Below are 13,495 nucleotides of genomic sequence, written 5' to 3' on the forward strand. Positions count from 1 at the left end.
AAAAAAAGCGCAGTCGTTTGCGACTGCGCTTTGGATGTTGCGACGCGAGCTTAAGGGCGTTTGCGTTCAACCGCTCGTAGCAGATGGGTCGGCGGGGTTTCGCAACTGATCTTGCGACCCAGCAACGCCTCGATGGACGGTAGCTGGTAGGAGTCGTCTTCACCGGCGAAGCTGATGGACACGCCGTCAGCGCCTGCGCGACCGGTACGGCCAATGCGGTGGACGTAATCGTCCGGCACTTCCGGCAGGGTGAAGTTGATCACGTGGCTGATGCCGTCGATGTGAATCCCGCGACCGGCGACATCGGTGGCCACCAGCACGCGAATCTTGCCTTCGCGGAAACCTTCCAGGGTCTTGATGCGCTTGTGCTGCGGAACGTCACCCGACAGCTGGGCAGCGTTGACGCCGTCACGTACCAGGCGTTCCTCGATGCGCCGCACTTCGTCCTTGCGGTTGGCGAAGACCATCACCCGTTCCCAACCGTTGTCGGTCACCAGGTTGTAGAGCAGCTTGTATTTATCGGCACCGGCGACGGCGTAGATGTGCTGCTCGACGTTTTCGCTGGCAACGTTCGCGACTTCAATCTCTACGATCGACGGGTCGGTGGTCCACTGTTTGGCCAGGTTCATCACGTCTTCGGTGAAGGTGGCGGAGAACAGCAGGGTCTGACGTTCGTTTTTCGGTGGAGTCTGGCGAATGATCTGACGCACTTGTGGGATAAAGCCCATATCGAGCATCCGGTCGGCTTCGTCGAGCACCATCACTTCGACCATGTCCAGGTGCACATCACCGCGCTGGTTGAAGTCCAGCAGACGGCCTGGGGTCGCGACGAGGATGTCGCAGTGGCGAGCTTCGAGGTGCTTGAGCTGCTTGTCGAAGTCCATGCCGCCAACGAACGTCATGACGTTGAGGCCGGTGTACTTGGTCAGGTCTGCCGCATCCTTGGCGATCTGCACCACCAGTTCACGGGTCGGCGCAATGATCAGCGCCCGTGGCTCACCCATGTAGCGCTCTTTCGGCGGCGGGGTTTGCAGCAGCTGGGTGATGATCGAGATCAGGAACGCGGCGGTTTTGCCCGTGCCAGTCTGGGCACGACCGATGGCGTCTTTGCCGGCCAGGGTGAAACCCAATACCTGCGCCTGGATCGGTGTGCAGTACGGGAAACCCAGGTCCTGGATGGCGTGCATCAGTTCCGGGGCCAGTTTGAAATCATGAAAGCGGGTTTTGCCTTCCTGGGGTTCGACGGCGAAATCTTCGAGTTTCCAGGCTTTGAGCGGCGGTTTCGGCGCGCGTTCACGGCGCGGTTGCGCAGGTTTTGCCGTCTCGCTGCGCGGTTGCTGTGTAACAGGTTCGGCAACGGATTCGGTGGCCGGAATGTTCACAGGCTCTTGTTTTGGTGCCGCGACAGCTGCGGTCCGGCCAGGCTGATGACCGTCGGTGCGGTTGCTGGGTGTGTGGGAAGGTGCGCTGGAGCTGGGCGCGAGCTGCTCAGCCTCGCTTTTACCGAACATTTTCTTGAGTGCTTTGAGCACGGTCATCTCATCAATTGGTTAAGGAATGTACGCCGGCCAGTGTAATGCAAGAAACGGGCGCGGCGTAGTTACAGCTACAGGAAGTTTCTGTTTTAGCGCAAGCGGTCCGCCAGCCATACGCCGATATCGCGAATCTCTTCGGGTAACACTTCGTGGCCCATTGGGTATTCCTGCCATGCCACGGTGACACCACGGGTCTTCAAATGCTCATACGCACTGCGCCCCATGGCGTTCTGCACGACATCATCGTATTGCCCATGCAGACACAGCACTGGAATCCGTTGTTGGCTGGCTGAAAGCTGCAGTTCATCACTGAACGTCGGCGCATAAGTGGAGAGGGCAAGTACGCCACCCAGCGGTCCCTGCCATTTCAGGAAAGCGGTATGCAACACCACCGCGCCACCCTGGGAAAAACCCGCAAGAAAAATCCGCGAGGCGTCTATTCCGCTGGCGCGCTGCTCTTCGATCAGCGTTACGACGGTTTGGGCCGACACCTCCAGTTCTTCGTGACTGATGCTCCGGGCGGGGCTCATGGCCTTGATGTCGTACCAGCTTGGCATCTCGTAACCGCCATTGATGGTCACTGCGCGGGTCGGTGCCTGAGGCAGGACGAAGCGGGTGGTCAGCAGGTTTTCCTGCAGGGCTTCGGCCACCGGCAGAAAGTCGTAGCGGTCGGCGCCCAGGCCGTGCAGCCAGATCACGCAGGCATCCACAGGCTTGCTGGGCTGAAGAATCAAGGGCTGGGTCATGTTTGCTCCAATAGTGTGCGTACGCTCTCTTTGGGTGCGAGGTCAGAGCGTATTTTGGGTCGATCAGTTAAGAAGATGTCGCAACGTTGTAAGTTTTACTATTGACCTGTCGCTGAATCGCTTAAGCAGCAGGTGTGGTACGGGCCTTGCTATGTGAAAACCTGTGCAAGTCATCCTGCGCCTGGCGGTAACACTATCAGGCTACTGTCGGCTGTGGGATAGCAAAGAATCCGGTGATGGACGTTCGCCATTGGCCGTTACGGGCTTGGCAAACAGGAAAGGGCTACAGCCCGTTCGGCCGATTGGTGAGAAGTGAGTTTTCCATTATGTGGATTTTCTCCTACTAGACTCATAGCTAGGTCCTACGCCGCTTGACCCTAAAAAAAGCCAACACGGGTCAACAGCGCCTCATAAGGGTGCGGCAGGACTCAAGCTCCGACACAACAAGAGCAAAACTGGAGGTTTGAATGAAGATGTTGAAATCCACCCTGGCAATCGTGACTGCGGCCGCAGTACTCGGTGTCAGCGGGTTCGCTCAGGCGGGTGCAACCCTGGATGCCGTGCAGAAGAAAGGCTTCGTGCAGTGCGGCGTGAGCGACGGTTTGCCGGGCTTCTCGGTTCCGGACTCTACCGGCAAGATCGTCGGTATCGATGCTGACTACTGCCGCGCTGTGGCCGCAGCCGTATTCGGTGACGCGACCAAGGTCAAATTCAGCCAGTTGAATGCCAAGGAGCGTTTCACTGCGCTTCAATCCGGCGAAATCGACATGCTGTCGCGTAACTCCACCATGACCAGTTCCCGTGACGCGGGCATGGGCCTGAAGTTTCCTGGCTTCATCACTTACTACGACGGCGTAGGCTTCCTGGCCAACAGTAAGCTGGGCGTGAAGAGTGCCAAGGAACTGGATGGCGCGACCATCTGTATTCAAGCCGGTACCACCACCGAGCTGAACGTGTCCGACTACTTCCGCGCCAATGGCCTGAAGTACACCCCGATCACTTTCGACACCTCCGATGAAAGCGCCAAGTCGCTGGAATCCGGTCGTTGCGACGTACTGACTTCCGACAAGTCCCAGTTGTACGCACAGCGCAGCAAGCTGGCCTCGCCTAAAGATTATGTAGTTCTGCCGGAAACCATCTCCAAAGAGCCTCTGGGGCCGGTCGTGCGTAACGGTGACGATGAGTGGCTGGCGATCGTTCGTTGGGTTGGCTACGCGATGCTCAACGCCGAAGAGGCCGGTGTCACGTCGAAAAACGTCGAGGCTGAAGCCAAGTCGACCAAGAACCCGGACGTCGCCCGTCTGCTGGGTACCGACGGTGAATACGGCAAGGACCTGAAACTGCCGAAAGACTGGGTGGTGAAAATCGTCAAGCAAGTCGGTAACTACGGCGAAGTCTTCGAGAAAAACCTCGGCAAGAGCACTCCGCTGGAAATCGACCGTGGCCTGAACGCCCTGTGGACCAACGGCGGCATCCAATACGCACCACCAGTGCGCTGATGGTTCTATCACCCGGTGGGCCAACCACCGGGTGATGTTCTGTTCCATTATTTCTGGGGCACTTCATGCAAAATTCAATCGGCGCACCAAAGCAGAGGCTCAGCCTCAGCGATCCGCGAGTGCGTGCGTGGCTGTTTCAGATCATCACGATTGTCGCGGTGGTCTCGATGGGTTGGTACCTGTTCAACAACACTCAAACCAACCTGCAACACCGGGGCATTACCTCCGGTTTCAGCTTTCTGGAGCGCAGCGCCGGATTCGGCATCGCGCAACACCTGATCGACTACACCGAATCGGACAGCTATGCCCGGGTGTTTGTCATCGGCTTGCTCAATACCCTGTTGGTGACCTTTATCGGCGTGATCCTGGCGACGATTCTGGGGTTCATCGTTGGTGTGGCACGGCTGTCGAAGAACTGGATCATCAACAAGCTGGCGACGGTTTACGTTGAGACTTTCCGCAACATTCCACCGCTGCTGCAAATTCTGTTCTGGTACTTCGCGGTGTTCCTGACCATGCCAGGACCGCGCAACAGCCATAACTTCGCCGATACCTTCTTCGTCAGCAGTCGTGGCCTGAATATGCCGGCCGCGCAGATGGCCGGTGGGTTCTGGGCGTTTGTGATCAGCGTCGTGGTGGCTATCGTCGCCATCGTGCTGATGTGCCGCTGGGCCAACAAGCGTTTCGAGGCGACCGGTGTACCGTTCCACAAATTCTGGACCGGTTTGGCACTGTTTCTGGTGATTCCAGCGTTGTGCACGCTGATCTTCGGTGCGCCACTGCATTGGGAATTGCCGAAGCTGCAAGGCTTCAACTTCGTCGGTGGCTGGGTGCTGATCCCGGAACTGCTGGCTTTGACTCTGGCCCTGACGGTGTACACCGCGGCGTTCATCGCCGAGATCGTGCGTTCCGGGATCAACTCGGTCAGCCACGGTCAGACCGAAGCGGCGCGTTCGCTGGGTCTGCGCAACGGTCCAACCCTGCGCAAGGTCATCATCCCGCAAGCCCTGCGGGTGATCATTCCGCCGCTGACCAGCCAATACCTGAACCTGGCGAAGAACTCCTCGCTGGCGGCCGGTATCGGTTACCCGGAAATGGTTTCGTTGTTTGCCGGCACAGTACTGAACCAGACCGGGCAGGCGATCGAAGTTATTGCCATCACCATGAGCGTGTACCTGGCGATCAGTATCAGCATTTCCCTGCTGATGAACTGGTACAACAAGCGCATTGCGCTGATCGAGCGGTGAGGAAACGCGCATGACGACTCATATTTTCAAACCTGACCTGCCACCACCAGGCATCCGCATCGGTGTCGTGGCGTGGATGCGCGAGCACATGTTCTCCAGTTGGATCAACACGCTGCTCACGCTGTTCGCGTTCTACCTGATTTACCTGGTGGTGCCGCCGATCCTGCACTGGGCGATTCTTGATGCCAACTGGGTGGGCACCACGCGCGCCGACTGCACCAAGGAAGGCGCTTGCTGGGTGTTCATTCAGCAGCGCTTTGGCCAGTTCATGTACGGGTACTACCCGCCCGAACTGCGCTGGCGCGTCGACCTGAGCGTGTGTCTGGCGGTGATCGGCATCGCACCGCTGTTCATCTCGCGTTTTCAGCGCAAAGCGGTCTACGGCCTGAGCTTTCTGGTGCTCTATCCGATCATTACCTACATCCTGCTGCACGGTGACATGCTTGGCCTGACCAACGTTGCGACCAGTCAATGGGGCGGTCTGATGCTGACCCTGGTGATTGCCACCGTCGGTATCGTCGGCGCGTTGCCGCTGGGGATCATGCTGGCATTGGGTCGTCGCTCGAACATGCCGGCGATTCGCGTGGTCTGCGTGACCTTCATCGAGTTCTGGCGCGGCGTGCCGTTGATCACGGTGCTGTTCATGTCTTCGGTAATGCTGCCGTTGTTCCTGCCTGAAGGCATGAACTTCGACAAGTTGCTGCGGGCCTTGATCGGGGTGATCCTGTTCCAGTCGGCCTACGTGGCCGAAGTGGTGCGCGGTGGTCTGCAAGCGATTCCCAAAGGTCAGTACGAAGCCGCAGCAGCGATGGGCCTCGGTTACTGGCGCAGCATGGGCCTGGTGATTCTGCCGCAAGCCCTGAAGCTGGTGATTCCGGGCATCGTCAACACCTTCATTGCGCTGTTCAAGGACACGAGCCTGGTGATCATCATCGGCTTGTTCGACTTGCTCAACAGCGTCAAGCAAGCCGCCGCCGACCCGAAATGGCTGGGCATGGCCACTGAAGGCTATGTGTTCGCGGCCCTGGTGTTCTGGATTTTCTGTTTTGGTATGTCCCGCTATTCCATGCATTTGGAACGCAAGCTGGACACAGGCCACAAGCGTTAGGAGCGTAGTTTATGAGTGAAGCGATCAAACAGCCTGTGAGCCCTGAAGGCATTATTCAGATGCAGGGCGTGAACAAGTGGTACGGCCAGTTCCACGTGTTGAAAGACATCAACCTGAACGTCAAGCAGGGCGAGCGTATCGTTCTGTGCGGGCCATCGGGTTCCGGCAAGTCGACCACCATTCGCTGCCTCAACCGTCTGGAAGAGCACCAGCAGGGCCGCATCGTGGTCGATGGCGTGGAGCTGACCAACGACCTCAAGCAAATCGAAGCGATTCGTCGCGAAGTCGGCATGGTGTTCCAGCACTTCAACCTGTTCCCGCACCTGACCATCCTGCAAAACTGCACGCTGGCACCGATGTGGGTCCGCAAGATGCCCAAGCGCAAGGCTGAAGAAATTGCCATGCATTACCTGGAGCGCGTGCGCATTCCAGAGCAGGCGCACAAGTTTCCGGGGCAACTGTCCGGCGGTCAGCAACAGCGTGTGGCGATTGCCCGCGCGCTGTGCATGAAACCGAAAATCATGCTGTTCGACGAACCGACCTCGGCACTCGACCCAGAGATGGTGAAAGAGGTTCTGGACACCATGATCGGCCTGGCCGAAGACGGCATGACCATGCTCTGCGTCACCCACGAAATGGGCTTTGCGCGGACCGTGGCCAACCGCGTGATCTTCATGGACAAGGGCGAAATCGTCGAACAGGCTCCGCCGAACGACTTCTTCGACAACCCGCAGAATGAGCGTACCAAACTGTTCCTGAGCCAGATCCTGCATTGATTGGTTGAATAATAGCGTTGCCTCAACTCCCCACAGATTTTTCTGTGGGGTTTTTTGTCTGCGCCGGTTTATCCTTCTGCCTCTAACCGCTGGAGTGCCAGGCGTACGGCCCGATGGGCGTTGAGCCGTCCGTGCCCGTAGTAGTGACTATGACCGTTCAGGTCGTACTGGCCGAGCGGACCGTCGTCGACATGCCCGATCTTGTCGCAACAATCGGCAAGGAGTTGTCGCACCGCCTCGCGGTTCAGGGTCGGATTAACACCAAGCATCAGCGCTGCGACTCCAGCTGCGCCCGGGCAGGCGCTTGAGGTGCCACTGAATAGTTCGGTGTAGGCGCCGTTGCCTGTATCGGAAAACTTGCCACTCAGGTCCGTAGTGCGAATTCCCCGAGTCTGCGGGATTGATGTGGCAGGCTTGAACTTCGGGTCCGGATGTGGTTGATCGCCACTGGGGAAACAGCACCAGAGAGCATTGCCGAAATCGCTGTAAGCGCTACGGCGACTCTGGTCATTACAGGCACCGACGGCAATAACCATCGGGTGACTGGAATAGCCGTCTTTGTCCACGCTTTCGTTGCCATTGCCGGCTCCGAAAAAAATAATGCAGCCTTTTCCATCACGGCCTTTGGTAGCTGCGTACTCAATAGCCAGTCGGGTACTGGCAGCCAACGGAAAATCTTGTGTATGCCTGGGATCGGTGGGGTCGGCCCAGTGTCCTTCGGCTGGCCCCCAACTGCAGGAAATAATGTCTGCGCCATTGTCCGCGGCCCAGAAAAAGGCGTCGGCTTCAGCGCGGGCGCCCAAGGGTTTGGTTAGTTTTAGGGGCATCAGGCTGGCGCGTGGGGCGACCCCGCTCGCACCGACATGACCATTGGCACAAGCCACTCCAGCGGCCGCTGTTCCATGTCGTTCGAATGTATTTTTCGGTCGAGGCCCTTGCTTGGCGTTGCGACGATCGAAATTCTGCGGCGCAACGATTTTTCCGGATCCCGTGAATTCGGGATGATCGATATCGAACGCATCGTCGATGACGGCGATAACTATGCCTTCACCCTGGCCAAGGTCGTGAGCGGCTTCGACATTGGCGCTGGCGTCGATCTGAACTTGATAGGTGACGGTGGTTTTTTTCAGATGCCACTGGTTCGCATGGATGGCCCTGCGTTGTCCCTGGCGCAGCATTTCCGGGTGACAATAGTCGACGTCATTACGTTCCAGTAGTTTAAGCGTGAATGAGCAGACGTCGGTGCCGCGATGGTCTCTGTGGCTAACGAAGAATGCGTTGGCGGCGTAGGGCACTTGCTGCTTGATTGTAAGACCGAGCTCTTTGAGGGTTATCTCGCATTCGGTCGGGGTGAGTTGATCGATGAATTTCAGGAAGATGTTCTCTGTATAGAGAACGGCGTCCTGTGTAAGGGGATCTACCAGCACGCTTCCCGCAAAACGTACGTCTGGCAGTGCGCGCAGCAGCGCCTTGCGCTGGGACAGGCACGACGCCTGCGGTACTTTGAAAACCAGTACGTCCGCGTCGGCAACGTGCATCACCAACTGGCTGTCGCCTATCGCCTTGTGCGCTTGCTCGCAGCACAGTGCCGATGCAAGGTCCTTTCCTGAATGGCTGCGCACAGCGATCAAGTTCTTACTCTTCTCCAGGAAAAAGGAGCGGGTTTGCTTATTACCGAAGTTGACTTCTTCCATGTTTTTTCCATCTGCTTCAAGGGCGTGGACAGCATTAGCCGCACGGTAAACCTTGATTCTGGCGAGCCGGCTCCCCAGGCGATATCAGCAGATTAGTGGGAGGGGCGTAGGACAAGTCTCAGCTTGAAGGGTTTTTTGGCTACTAAAGATGAAGTTTTTTTCTTGGGGATGAATTCATTTTTGTGAGCCGTCGGCTCTCAACAGGCTACAGGGGCAAGGTCTTCACGCTATTGTCTGCGAGCAAGCGTTGAATATTGACGTTATTGGCGATGTCGGGCAGTTCAGCCAGTAGATCAGGATGGCGATCAAGCAATCCCATGAGGATGAACAGCGGTTGGGGCGGTGCGATCTCTGCGCGCTCGTAGCGGGAAAAGGCGTTATGTCCGCCGCCAGACAGCAACTTCACCGCGTCTTTCTGCGTAAGGTGCAGTTTGCGGCGGATGCGTTTCATCTCGGCTGCCATGAGCTGCCGGGAGTCCTCGAGCAATTGATCACTCGCCTCGGAGTAACGTACTGCACTGCCGTCATCGAATTCGATTTCACTACAGGCCTGGCACTCCCATCCGGAAATATCGTGCACCTGACGCGTCAACTGTCTGAAGTCGATGGTGAAGCTTCGCCCGTCGAAATGCTGCATCCCGTCCTGGGTACCGCAGCTGAAGCATTGCTGTGTTTTCATGTGTCTCTCTCCTTGAAGGAGATTACCGGCGGACCACCGCCTGGGCGGCAGGTCACCTTGAGGTAAATCTCCAGGAAACTTGTGGCGAGGTGTGTTCTTTTCCATAAGACACCTTGCACCTTGAAATATAAATCACCCTCAAAGGGTAGTTTTAACAATCAAAAATCCAGCTCCCGTTCCTGCCTCCTAACCCTAGGTAGTTGTCCTCTCAGGCGAAGCTGACTAACATGTCAGAAAATTCATCCTATGATTGGATGAAAGGGCGAATTCCATGACAGACACATCCCCTTTGGTGAAGCGTTCTCTGGTCGATCAGGCCCTTGAGCAGTTGCGCCTGCGCATCAACAACGGCACCTGGACCGTTGGCCAGCGCCTGCCCACAGAGCCTGAGCTGGCGACCGAACTGGGCATCAGCCGCAACACCGTGCGCGAAGCCATGCGGGTGTTGGCGTTTTCAGGCTTGATCGAGATTCGCCAGGGCGACGGCAGTTACCTGCGGGCGGTGGTCGATCCACTCGACACGATGAAAGCCTTGTCCCGCTGCTCCCATGAGCAGGCCCGGGAAACCCGACACATCCTGGAGGTCGAGGCTATCGGCCTGGCGGCGTTGCGTCGTACCGATGAGGACCTCATCGCACTGCGTGAAGCCTTGGGTGTCAGCGGCAGCCACTACCACGGCGACCTCGACAGCTACATCGCCTGCGACCTGGTGTTCCACCGCCGTTTGGTGGATGCCGCGCATAACCCGACCCTCAGCGAGTTGTATCGCTATTTCTCCAGCATCATCGGTGCGCAACTGCGCCAGACCCTCAACATCACCCCTAGACGTCAAGAGGTGTTCGATCTGCATATCGAACTGCTCGATGCCGTCGAGCAGCGCGACCCGGAACGGGCCAAAGCCATTTCCCGGCAGTTGATCAATGAACCTTGAAACCGAGAACCCCATGTCCAGCCAACAGGCGAGTACCCACAGCACGGCCCAAACCAAACGCACGGCAGAGCTCGAGGAGTTGTTGATCGATGCCGAGGCCGATGACGAGCAGGTCCAGCAAAGCCATCCGGTTCTGCGTCGCCCGTGGTTGCTGCTGCTGGGGTTGATTCTGGTGGCGCTGAATCTGCGCCCGGCGCTGTCGAGCATGGCGCCACTGCTCAGCGATGTGTCCAAAAGTCTCGGTCTGTCGGCGGCACAGGCCGGTTTGCTCACCACGTTACCGGTGCTTTGCCTGGGGCTGTTCGCCCCGTTGGCGCCGGTGCTGGCGCGGCGTTTTGGTGCCGAGCGGGTGGTGCTGGGAATTCTTCTGATGCTGGCCGGCGGGATCGTTCTGCGCAGCTCGTTTGGCGATATCGGCCTGTTTGCCGGCAGCATCCTGGCCGGCGCGAGCATTGGCGTGATCGGCGTGCTGCTGCCGGGCATCGTCAAACGTGACTTTGCCAAACACGCAGGCACCATGACGGGCGTTTACACCATGGCCCTATGCCTGGGCGCGGCCATGGCAGCGGGTGCAACAGTGCCCTTGAGTCAGCATTTCGACGAAAGTTGGGCGCTCGGTCTGGGGTTCTGGGTGATTCCAGCGCTGGTCGCGGCGATCTTCTGGCTGCCGCAAGTCGGTCAGAAACACGGCGCGCACAACGTGGCGTATCGGGTACGCGGTCTGCTGCGTGATCCACTGGCTTGGCAAGTGACTCTCTACATGGGGCTGCAATCCTCGCTGGCCTACATTGTCTTCGGCTGGTTGCCGTCGATCCTGATCGGCCGTGGCCTGACCCCGACCCAGGCCGGGCTGGTACTGTCCGGCTCGGTGATCATCCAATTGGCCAGCTCACTGGCGGCGCCATGGCTGGCGACTCGCGGCAAGGATCAGCGGTTGGCGATCGTTGTCGTCATGCTGCTGACCCTCGGCGGTCTGTTCGGTTGTCTCTATGCGCCGCTCGAAGGCCTGTGGGGCTGGGCGATTCTGCTCGGGCTGGGGCAGGGCGGTACGTTCAGCCTGGCACTGACCCTGATCGTGCTGCGCTCGCGCGATGCCCACGTGGCGGCCAACCTGTCGAGCATGGCCCAGGGGTTCGGTTACACGTTGGCCTCCATGGGCCCGTTCGCAGTCGGTCTGGTGCATGACTGGACTGGCGGCTGGACCGCACTGGGCTGGATCTTCGGGGTCATTGGCCTCGGCGCGATCATCGCCGGTCTCGGTGCCGGTCGTTCGCTGTACGTGCAGGTCGAAAGCGAACGCGTCTGAAGCCTACGTACTACCGGTATTCCTGCGGCGAATGCCGGTAGTTTTCCCGGCGTTTGCAGACTATCGTGCAGGCATCTTTCGAAACCATTTTTGCAAATGCAGGGAGCCTGTCCATGAGTGATGCCAACAGCGCATTGATCACTGAGTTCTATCAAGCTTTCCAGCGGCTGGATGCCGAGGCCATGAGCGCCTGCTACACCGAGGACGTGGTGTTCAGTGATCCGGCGTTCGGCGAACTGCGTGGGCGCGATGCCGGCGACATGTGGCGCATGCTCACGACTCGTGCCAAAGACTTTTCCCTGACCTTCGATAACGTCCGCGCCGACGAGCGCACGGGCGGCGCCCATTGGGTGGCGACCTACCTGTTCAGCCAGACCGGCAATACGGTAGTCAACGATATCCAGGCGCGTTTTGTTTTCCGTGACGGCAAGATCTGCGAGCACCACGACCATTTCGATCTGTGGCGCTGGTCGCGTCAGGCCTTGGGTTTCAAAGGTCTGTTACTGGGGTGGACACCGTTGGTGGGCAACGCTGTACGCGCGCAGGCCTTGAAGGGGCTGAAGGCATTTCAGGCCAGTCGCTGATAAGATCGCGGCTTGTTTCCTACAAGCCTTGATCGTCACGTGAACACCCTGAGCGAAGTCTCCGTCAGCGAAACTGCAACCCCTCCAGCGCAGAGCAAACCCTGGTTCGTGTACCTCGTTCGCGCGGCCAACGGTTCACTGTACTGCGGGATCAGCGATGATCCCGTCAGGCGTTTCGCCACTCACCAGAGCGGCAAAGGTGCGCGTTTCTTCCTCTCCAGCCCGGCTGTGGCGCTGGTCTACACCGAAGCCTGCCGCGATAAGAGCGAAGCGCTGCGCCAGGAGCGACTGATCAAAAAACTCAAGAAAAGCGCCAAGGAATGCCTGGTGGCGAGCGCCGCTGCGGGCTTATCAATCTGACTGATAAGTGCCCATCAGGCAGATGGGTAGGCCGCTAATCGATTGCGCGCTAAGCTGCTGACTTCTAACACCAGCAGCGGGTTCCAGCATGTCAGAGTTGATTCTTCACCATTACCCGACTTCCCCTTTCGCGGAAAAGACCCGGCTGCTGCTTGGTTTCAAAGGCTTGTCCTGGCGTTCCGTGAAGATTTCGCCGGTGATGCCAAAACCTGATCTGACGGCGCTGACCGGTGGTTACCGCAAGACCCCGGTGTTGCAGATTGGCGCTGATATTTACTGCGACACGGCACTGATTGCCCGGCGTCTGGAGCAGGAAAAGGCTTTGCCAGCGTTGTTCCCTGAAGGCCAGGAGATGATCAGTGCGAGCTTCGCCACCTGGGCCGATTCGGTGGTGTTTCAACATGCAGTGAGCCTGGTGTTCCAGCCCGAATCGGTGGCGGCGCGTTTTGCCAAGTTGTCTCCAGAAGCGATCAAGGCTTTCGTTGCTGACCGTGCCGGGCTGTTCAGCGGTGGCAGCGCAACGCGGTTGTCAGCCGAACAGGCCAAGCATCAATGGCCGACGATCATGGCGCGTCTGGAGCAGCAATTGCAGCGCGAGGAGGGTGACTACCTGTTTGGCGAGCCTTCGATTGCCGACTTCGCCATGGCCCACCCATTGTGGTTCCTCAAAGGCACGCCGGTGACTGCACCGTTGGTCGATGTTTATCCGGCAGTGTCGGCCTGGTTGGCGCGAGTCATGGGTTTCGGGCATGGCGCGTTTAGCGACATGACCTCTGAAGAGGCGCTGGAGGTTGCACGTCATTCAACGCCAGCGGCCTTGCCGGACGAACAGTTCAGCGAGCCAAACGGCTTCAAGGCGGGCCAGCACGTGGTGATCGCCGCGATTGACTATGGCGTTGATCCGGTCGCGGGCGAGTTGTTGTTTGCGGGAAGCGAAGAGCTGATCCTGCGTCGTGAAGATGAGCGTGGCGGGCTGGTGCATGTGCACTTCCCGCGGTTTGGGTTTCGCATCGAAAAACATTGACGTAGA

13 protein-coding genes are annotated in these 13,495 nt (G+C 58.4%); 9 read left to right on the forward strand and 4 right to left on the reverse strand.

Annotated features, from left to right (window positions below):
* Positions 1-50 precede the first annotated feature (50 nt).
* A complete protein-coding gene (rhlB, locus tag NTD87_RS10775; RefSeq protein WP_262113848.1) occupies positions 51-1,538 on the reverse strand; it encodes an ATP-dependent RNA helicase RhlB in 1,488 nt (495 codons plus the stop codon).
* An 86-nt stretch (positions 1,539-1,624) separates the two neighbouring features.
* Entirely contained in the window at positions 1,625-2,281 is a 657-nt protein-coding gene (locus tag NTD87_RS10780) for an alpha/beta hydrolase (protein ID WP_262113849.1), read from the reverse strand.
* A 467-nt stretch (positions 2,282-2,748) separates the two neighbouring features.
* On the opposite strand from NTD87_RS10780, the gene NTD87_RS10785 reads away from it, so the two are divergent.
* The 4 genes from NTD87_RS10785 to NTD87_RS10800 all read left to right on the forward strand — a co-directional run bounded on the left by NTD87_RS10785 (position 2,749) and on the right by NTD87_RS10800 (position 6,911).
* On the forward strand, positions 2,749-3,780 hold the full coding sequence (locus tag NTD87_RS10785; RefSeq protein ID WP_262113850.1) for an amino acid ABC transporter substrate-binding protein: 1,032 nt from the start codon (positions 2,749-2,751) through the stop codon (positions 3,778-3,780).
* Positions 3,781-3,845: 65 nt separating this feature from the next.
* On the forward strand, positions 3,846-5,027 hold the full coding sequence (locus tag NTD87_RS10790; protein ID WP_262113851.1) for an amino acid ABC transporter permease: 1,182 nt from the start codon (positions 3,846-3,848) through the stop codon (positions 5,025-5,027).
* A gap of 10 nt (positions 5,028-5,037) precedes the next feature.
* Positions 5,038-6,135 (forward strand): amino acid ABC transporter permease, encoded by a 1,098-nt coding sequence (locus NTD87_RS10795; RefSeq protein WP_123428732.1) that lies wholly within the window; start codon positions 5,038-5,040, stop codon positions 6,133-6,135.
* Positions 6,136-6,146: 11 nt separating this feature from the next.
* A complete protein-coding gene (locus tag NTD87_RS10800) occupies positions 6,147-6,911 on the forward strand; it encodes an amino acid ABC transporter ATP-binding protein (protein WP_262113852.1) in 765 nt (254 codons plus the stop codon).
* A gap of 68 nt (positions 6,912-6,979) precedes the next feature.
* Here NTD87_RS10800 and NTD87_RS10805 read toward each other — a convergent pair whose 3' ends face one another.
* Together NTD87_RS10805 and NTD87_RS10810 are read right to left on the reverse strand one after the other, a co-directional pair.
* Positions 6,980-8,605 carry a S8 family peptidase gene (locus NTD87_RS10805; RefSeq protein WP_262113854.1) on the reverse strand — a complete coding sequence of 542 codons (1,626 nt, stop codon included), beginning with the start codon at positions 8,603-8,605 and terminating at the stop codon, positions 6,980-6,982.
* Positions 8,606-8,810: 205 nt separating this feature from the next.
* The gene (locus NTD87_RS10810; protein ID WP_262113856.1) at positions 8,811-9,284 is read right to left on the reverse strand and encodes a type II toxin-antitoxin system MqsA family antitoxin; all 474 of its coding nucleotides are present in this window, start codon (positions 9,282-9,284) and stop codon (positions 8,811-8,813) included.
* Positions 9,285-9,555: 271 nt separating this feature from the next.
* Between NTD87_RS10810 and NTD87_RS10815 the strand changes: the two genes are divergently transcribed.
* From NTD87_RS10815 to NTD87_RS10835, 5 genes are all read left to right on the forward strand, one after another.
* On the forward strand, positions 9,556-10,215 hold the full coding sequence (locus tag NTD87_RS10815) for a FadR/GntR family transcriptional regulator (protein ID WP_262113858.1): 660 nt from the start codon (positions 9,556-9,558) through the stop codon (positions 10,213-10,215).
* Positions 10,205-11,521 (forward strand): CynX/NimT family MFS transporter, encoded by a 1,317-nt coding sequence (locus tag NTD87_RS10820; protein ID WP_262113859.1) that lies wholly within the window; start codon positions 10,205-10,207, stop codon positions 11,519-11,521. The genes NTD87_RS10815 and NTD87_RS10820 overlap by 11 nt, the downstream gene beginning before the upstream one ends.
* Before the next feature lie 113 nt (positions 11,522-11,634).
* Complete coding sequence (locus NTD87_RS10825; RefSeq protein WP_123428713.1) at positions 11,635-12,105, forward strand: nuclear transport factor 2 family protein; 471 nt, start codon at positions 11,635-11,637, stop codon at positions 12,103-12,105.
* 39 nt (positions 12,106-12,144) lie between these two features.
* Positions 12,145-12,465 (forward strand): GIY-YIG nuclease family protein, encoded by a 321-nt coding sequence (locus tag NTD87_RS10830; RefSeq protein WP_262113862.1) that lies wholly within the window; start codon positions 12,145-12,147, stop codon positions 12,463-12,465.
* Between the two features lie 88 nt (positions 12,466-12,553).
* Entirely contained in the window at positions 12,554-13,489 is a 936-nt protein-coding gene (locus NTD87_RS10835; protein ID WP_262113863.1) for a glutathione S-transferase family protein, read from the forward strand.
* Positions 13,490-13,495: the final 6 nt, after the last annotated feature.

Source organism: Pseudomonas sp. 6D_7.1_Bac1, assembly GCF_025465945.1.
In the GTDB taxonomy this organism is placed as follows: domain Bacteria; phylum Pseudomonadota; class Gammaproteobacteria; order Pseudomonadales; family Pseudomonadaceae; genus Aquipseudomonas.

What these genes read in the sequence shown, in the direction of transcription:
- rhlB (WP_262113848.1), bottom strand. Translation starts at nt 1,538, where the DNA reads ATGACCGTGCTCAAAGCACTCAAGAAAATGTTCGGTAAAAGCGAGGCT.
- NTD87_RS10780 (WP_262113849.1), bottom strand. Translation starts at nt 2,281, where the DNA reads ATGACCCAGCCCTTGATTCTTCAGCCCAGCAAGCCTGTGGATGCCTGC.
- NTD87_RS10785 (WP_262113850.1), top strand. Translation starts at nt 2,749, where the DNA reads ATGAAGATGTTGAAATCCACCCTGGCAATCGTGACTGCGGCCGCAGTA.
- NTD87_RS10790 (WP_262113851.1), top strand. Translation starts at nt 3,846, where the DNA reads ATGCAAAATTCAATCGGCGCACCAAAGCAGAGGCTCAGCCTCAGCGAT.
- NTD87_RS10795 (WP_123428732.1), top strand. Translation starts at nt 5,038, where the DNA reads ATGACGACTCATATTTTCAAACCTGACCTGCCACCACCAGGCATCCGC.
- NTD87_RS10800 (WP_262113852.1), top strand. Translation starts at nt 6,147, where the DNA reads ATGAGTGAAGCGATCAAACAGCCTGTGAGCCCTGAAGGCATTATTCAG.
- NTD87_RS10805 (WP_262113854.1), bottom strand. Translation starts at nt 8,605, where the DNA reads ATGGAAGAAGTCAACTTCGGTAATAAGCAAACCCGCTCCTTTTTCCTG.
- NTD87_RS10810 (WP_262113856.1), bottom strand. Translation starts at nt 9,284, where the DNA reads ATGAAAACACAGCAATGCTTCAGCTGCGGTACCCAGGACGGGATGCAG.
- NTD87_RS10815 (WP_262113858.1), top strand. Translation starts at nt 9,556, where the DNA reads ATGACAGACACATCCCCTTTGGTGAAGCGTTCTCTGGTCGATCAGGCC.
- NTD87_RS10820 (WP_262113859.1), top strand. Translation starts at nt 10,205, where the DNA reads ATGAACCTTGAAACCGAGAACCCCATGTCCAGCCAACAGGCGAGTACC.
- NTD87_RS10825 (WP_123428713.1), top strand. Translation starts at nt 11,635, where the DNA reads ATGAGTGATGCCAACAGCGCATTGATCACTGAGTTCTATCAAGCTTTC.
- NTD87_RS10835 (WP_262113863.1), top strand. Translation starts at nt 12,554, where the DNA reads ATGTCAGAGTTGATTCTTCACCATTACCCGACTTCCCCTTTCGCGGAA.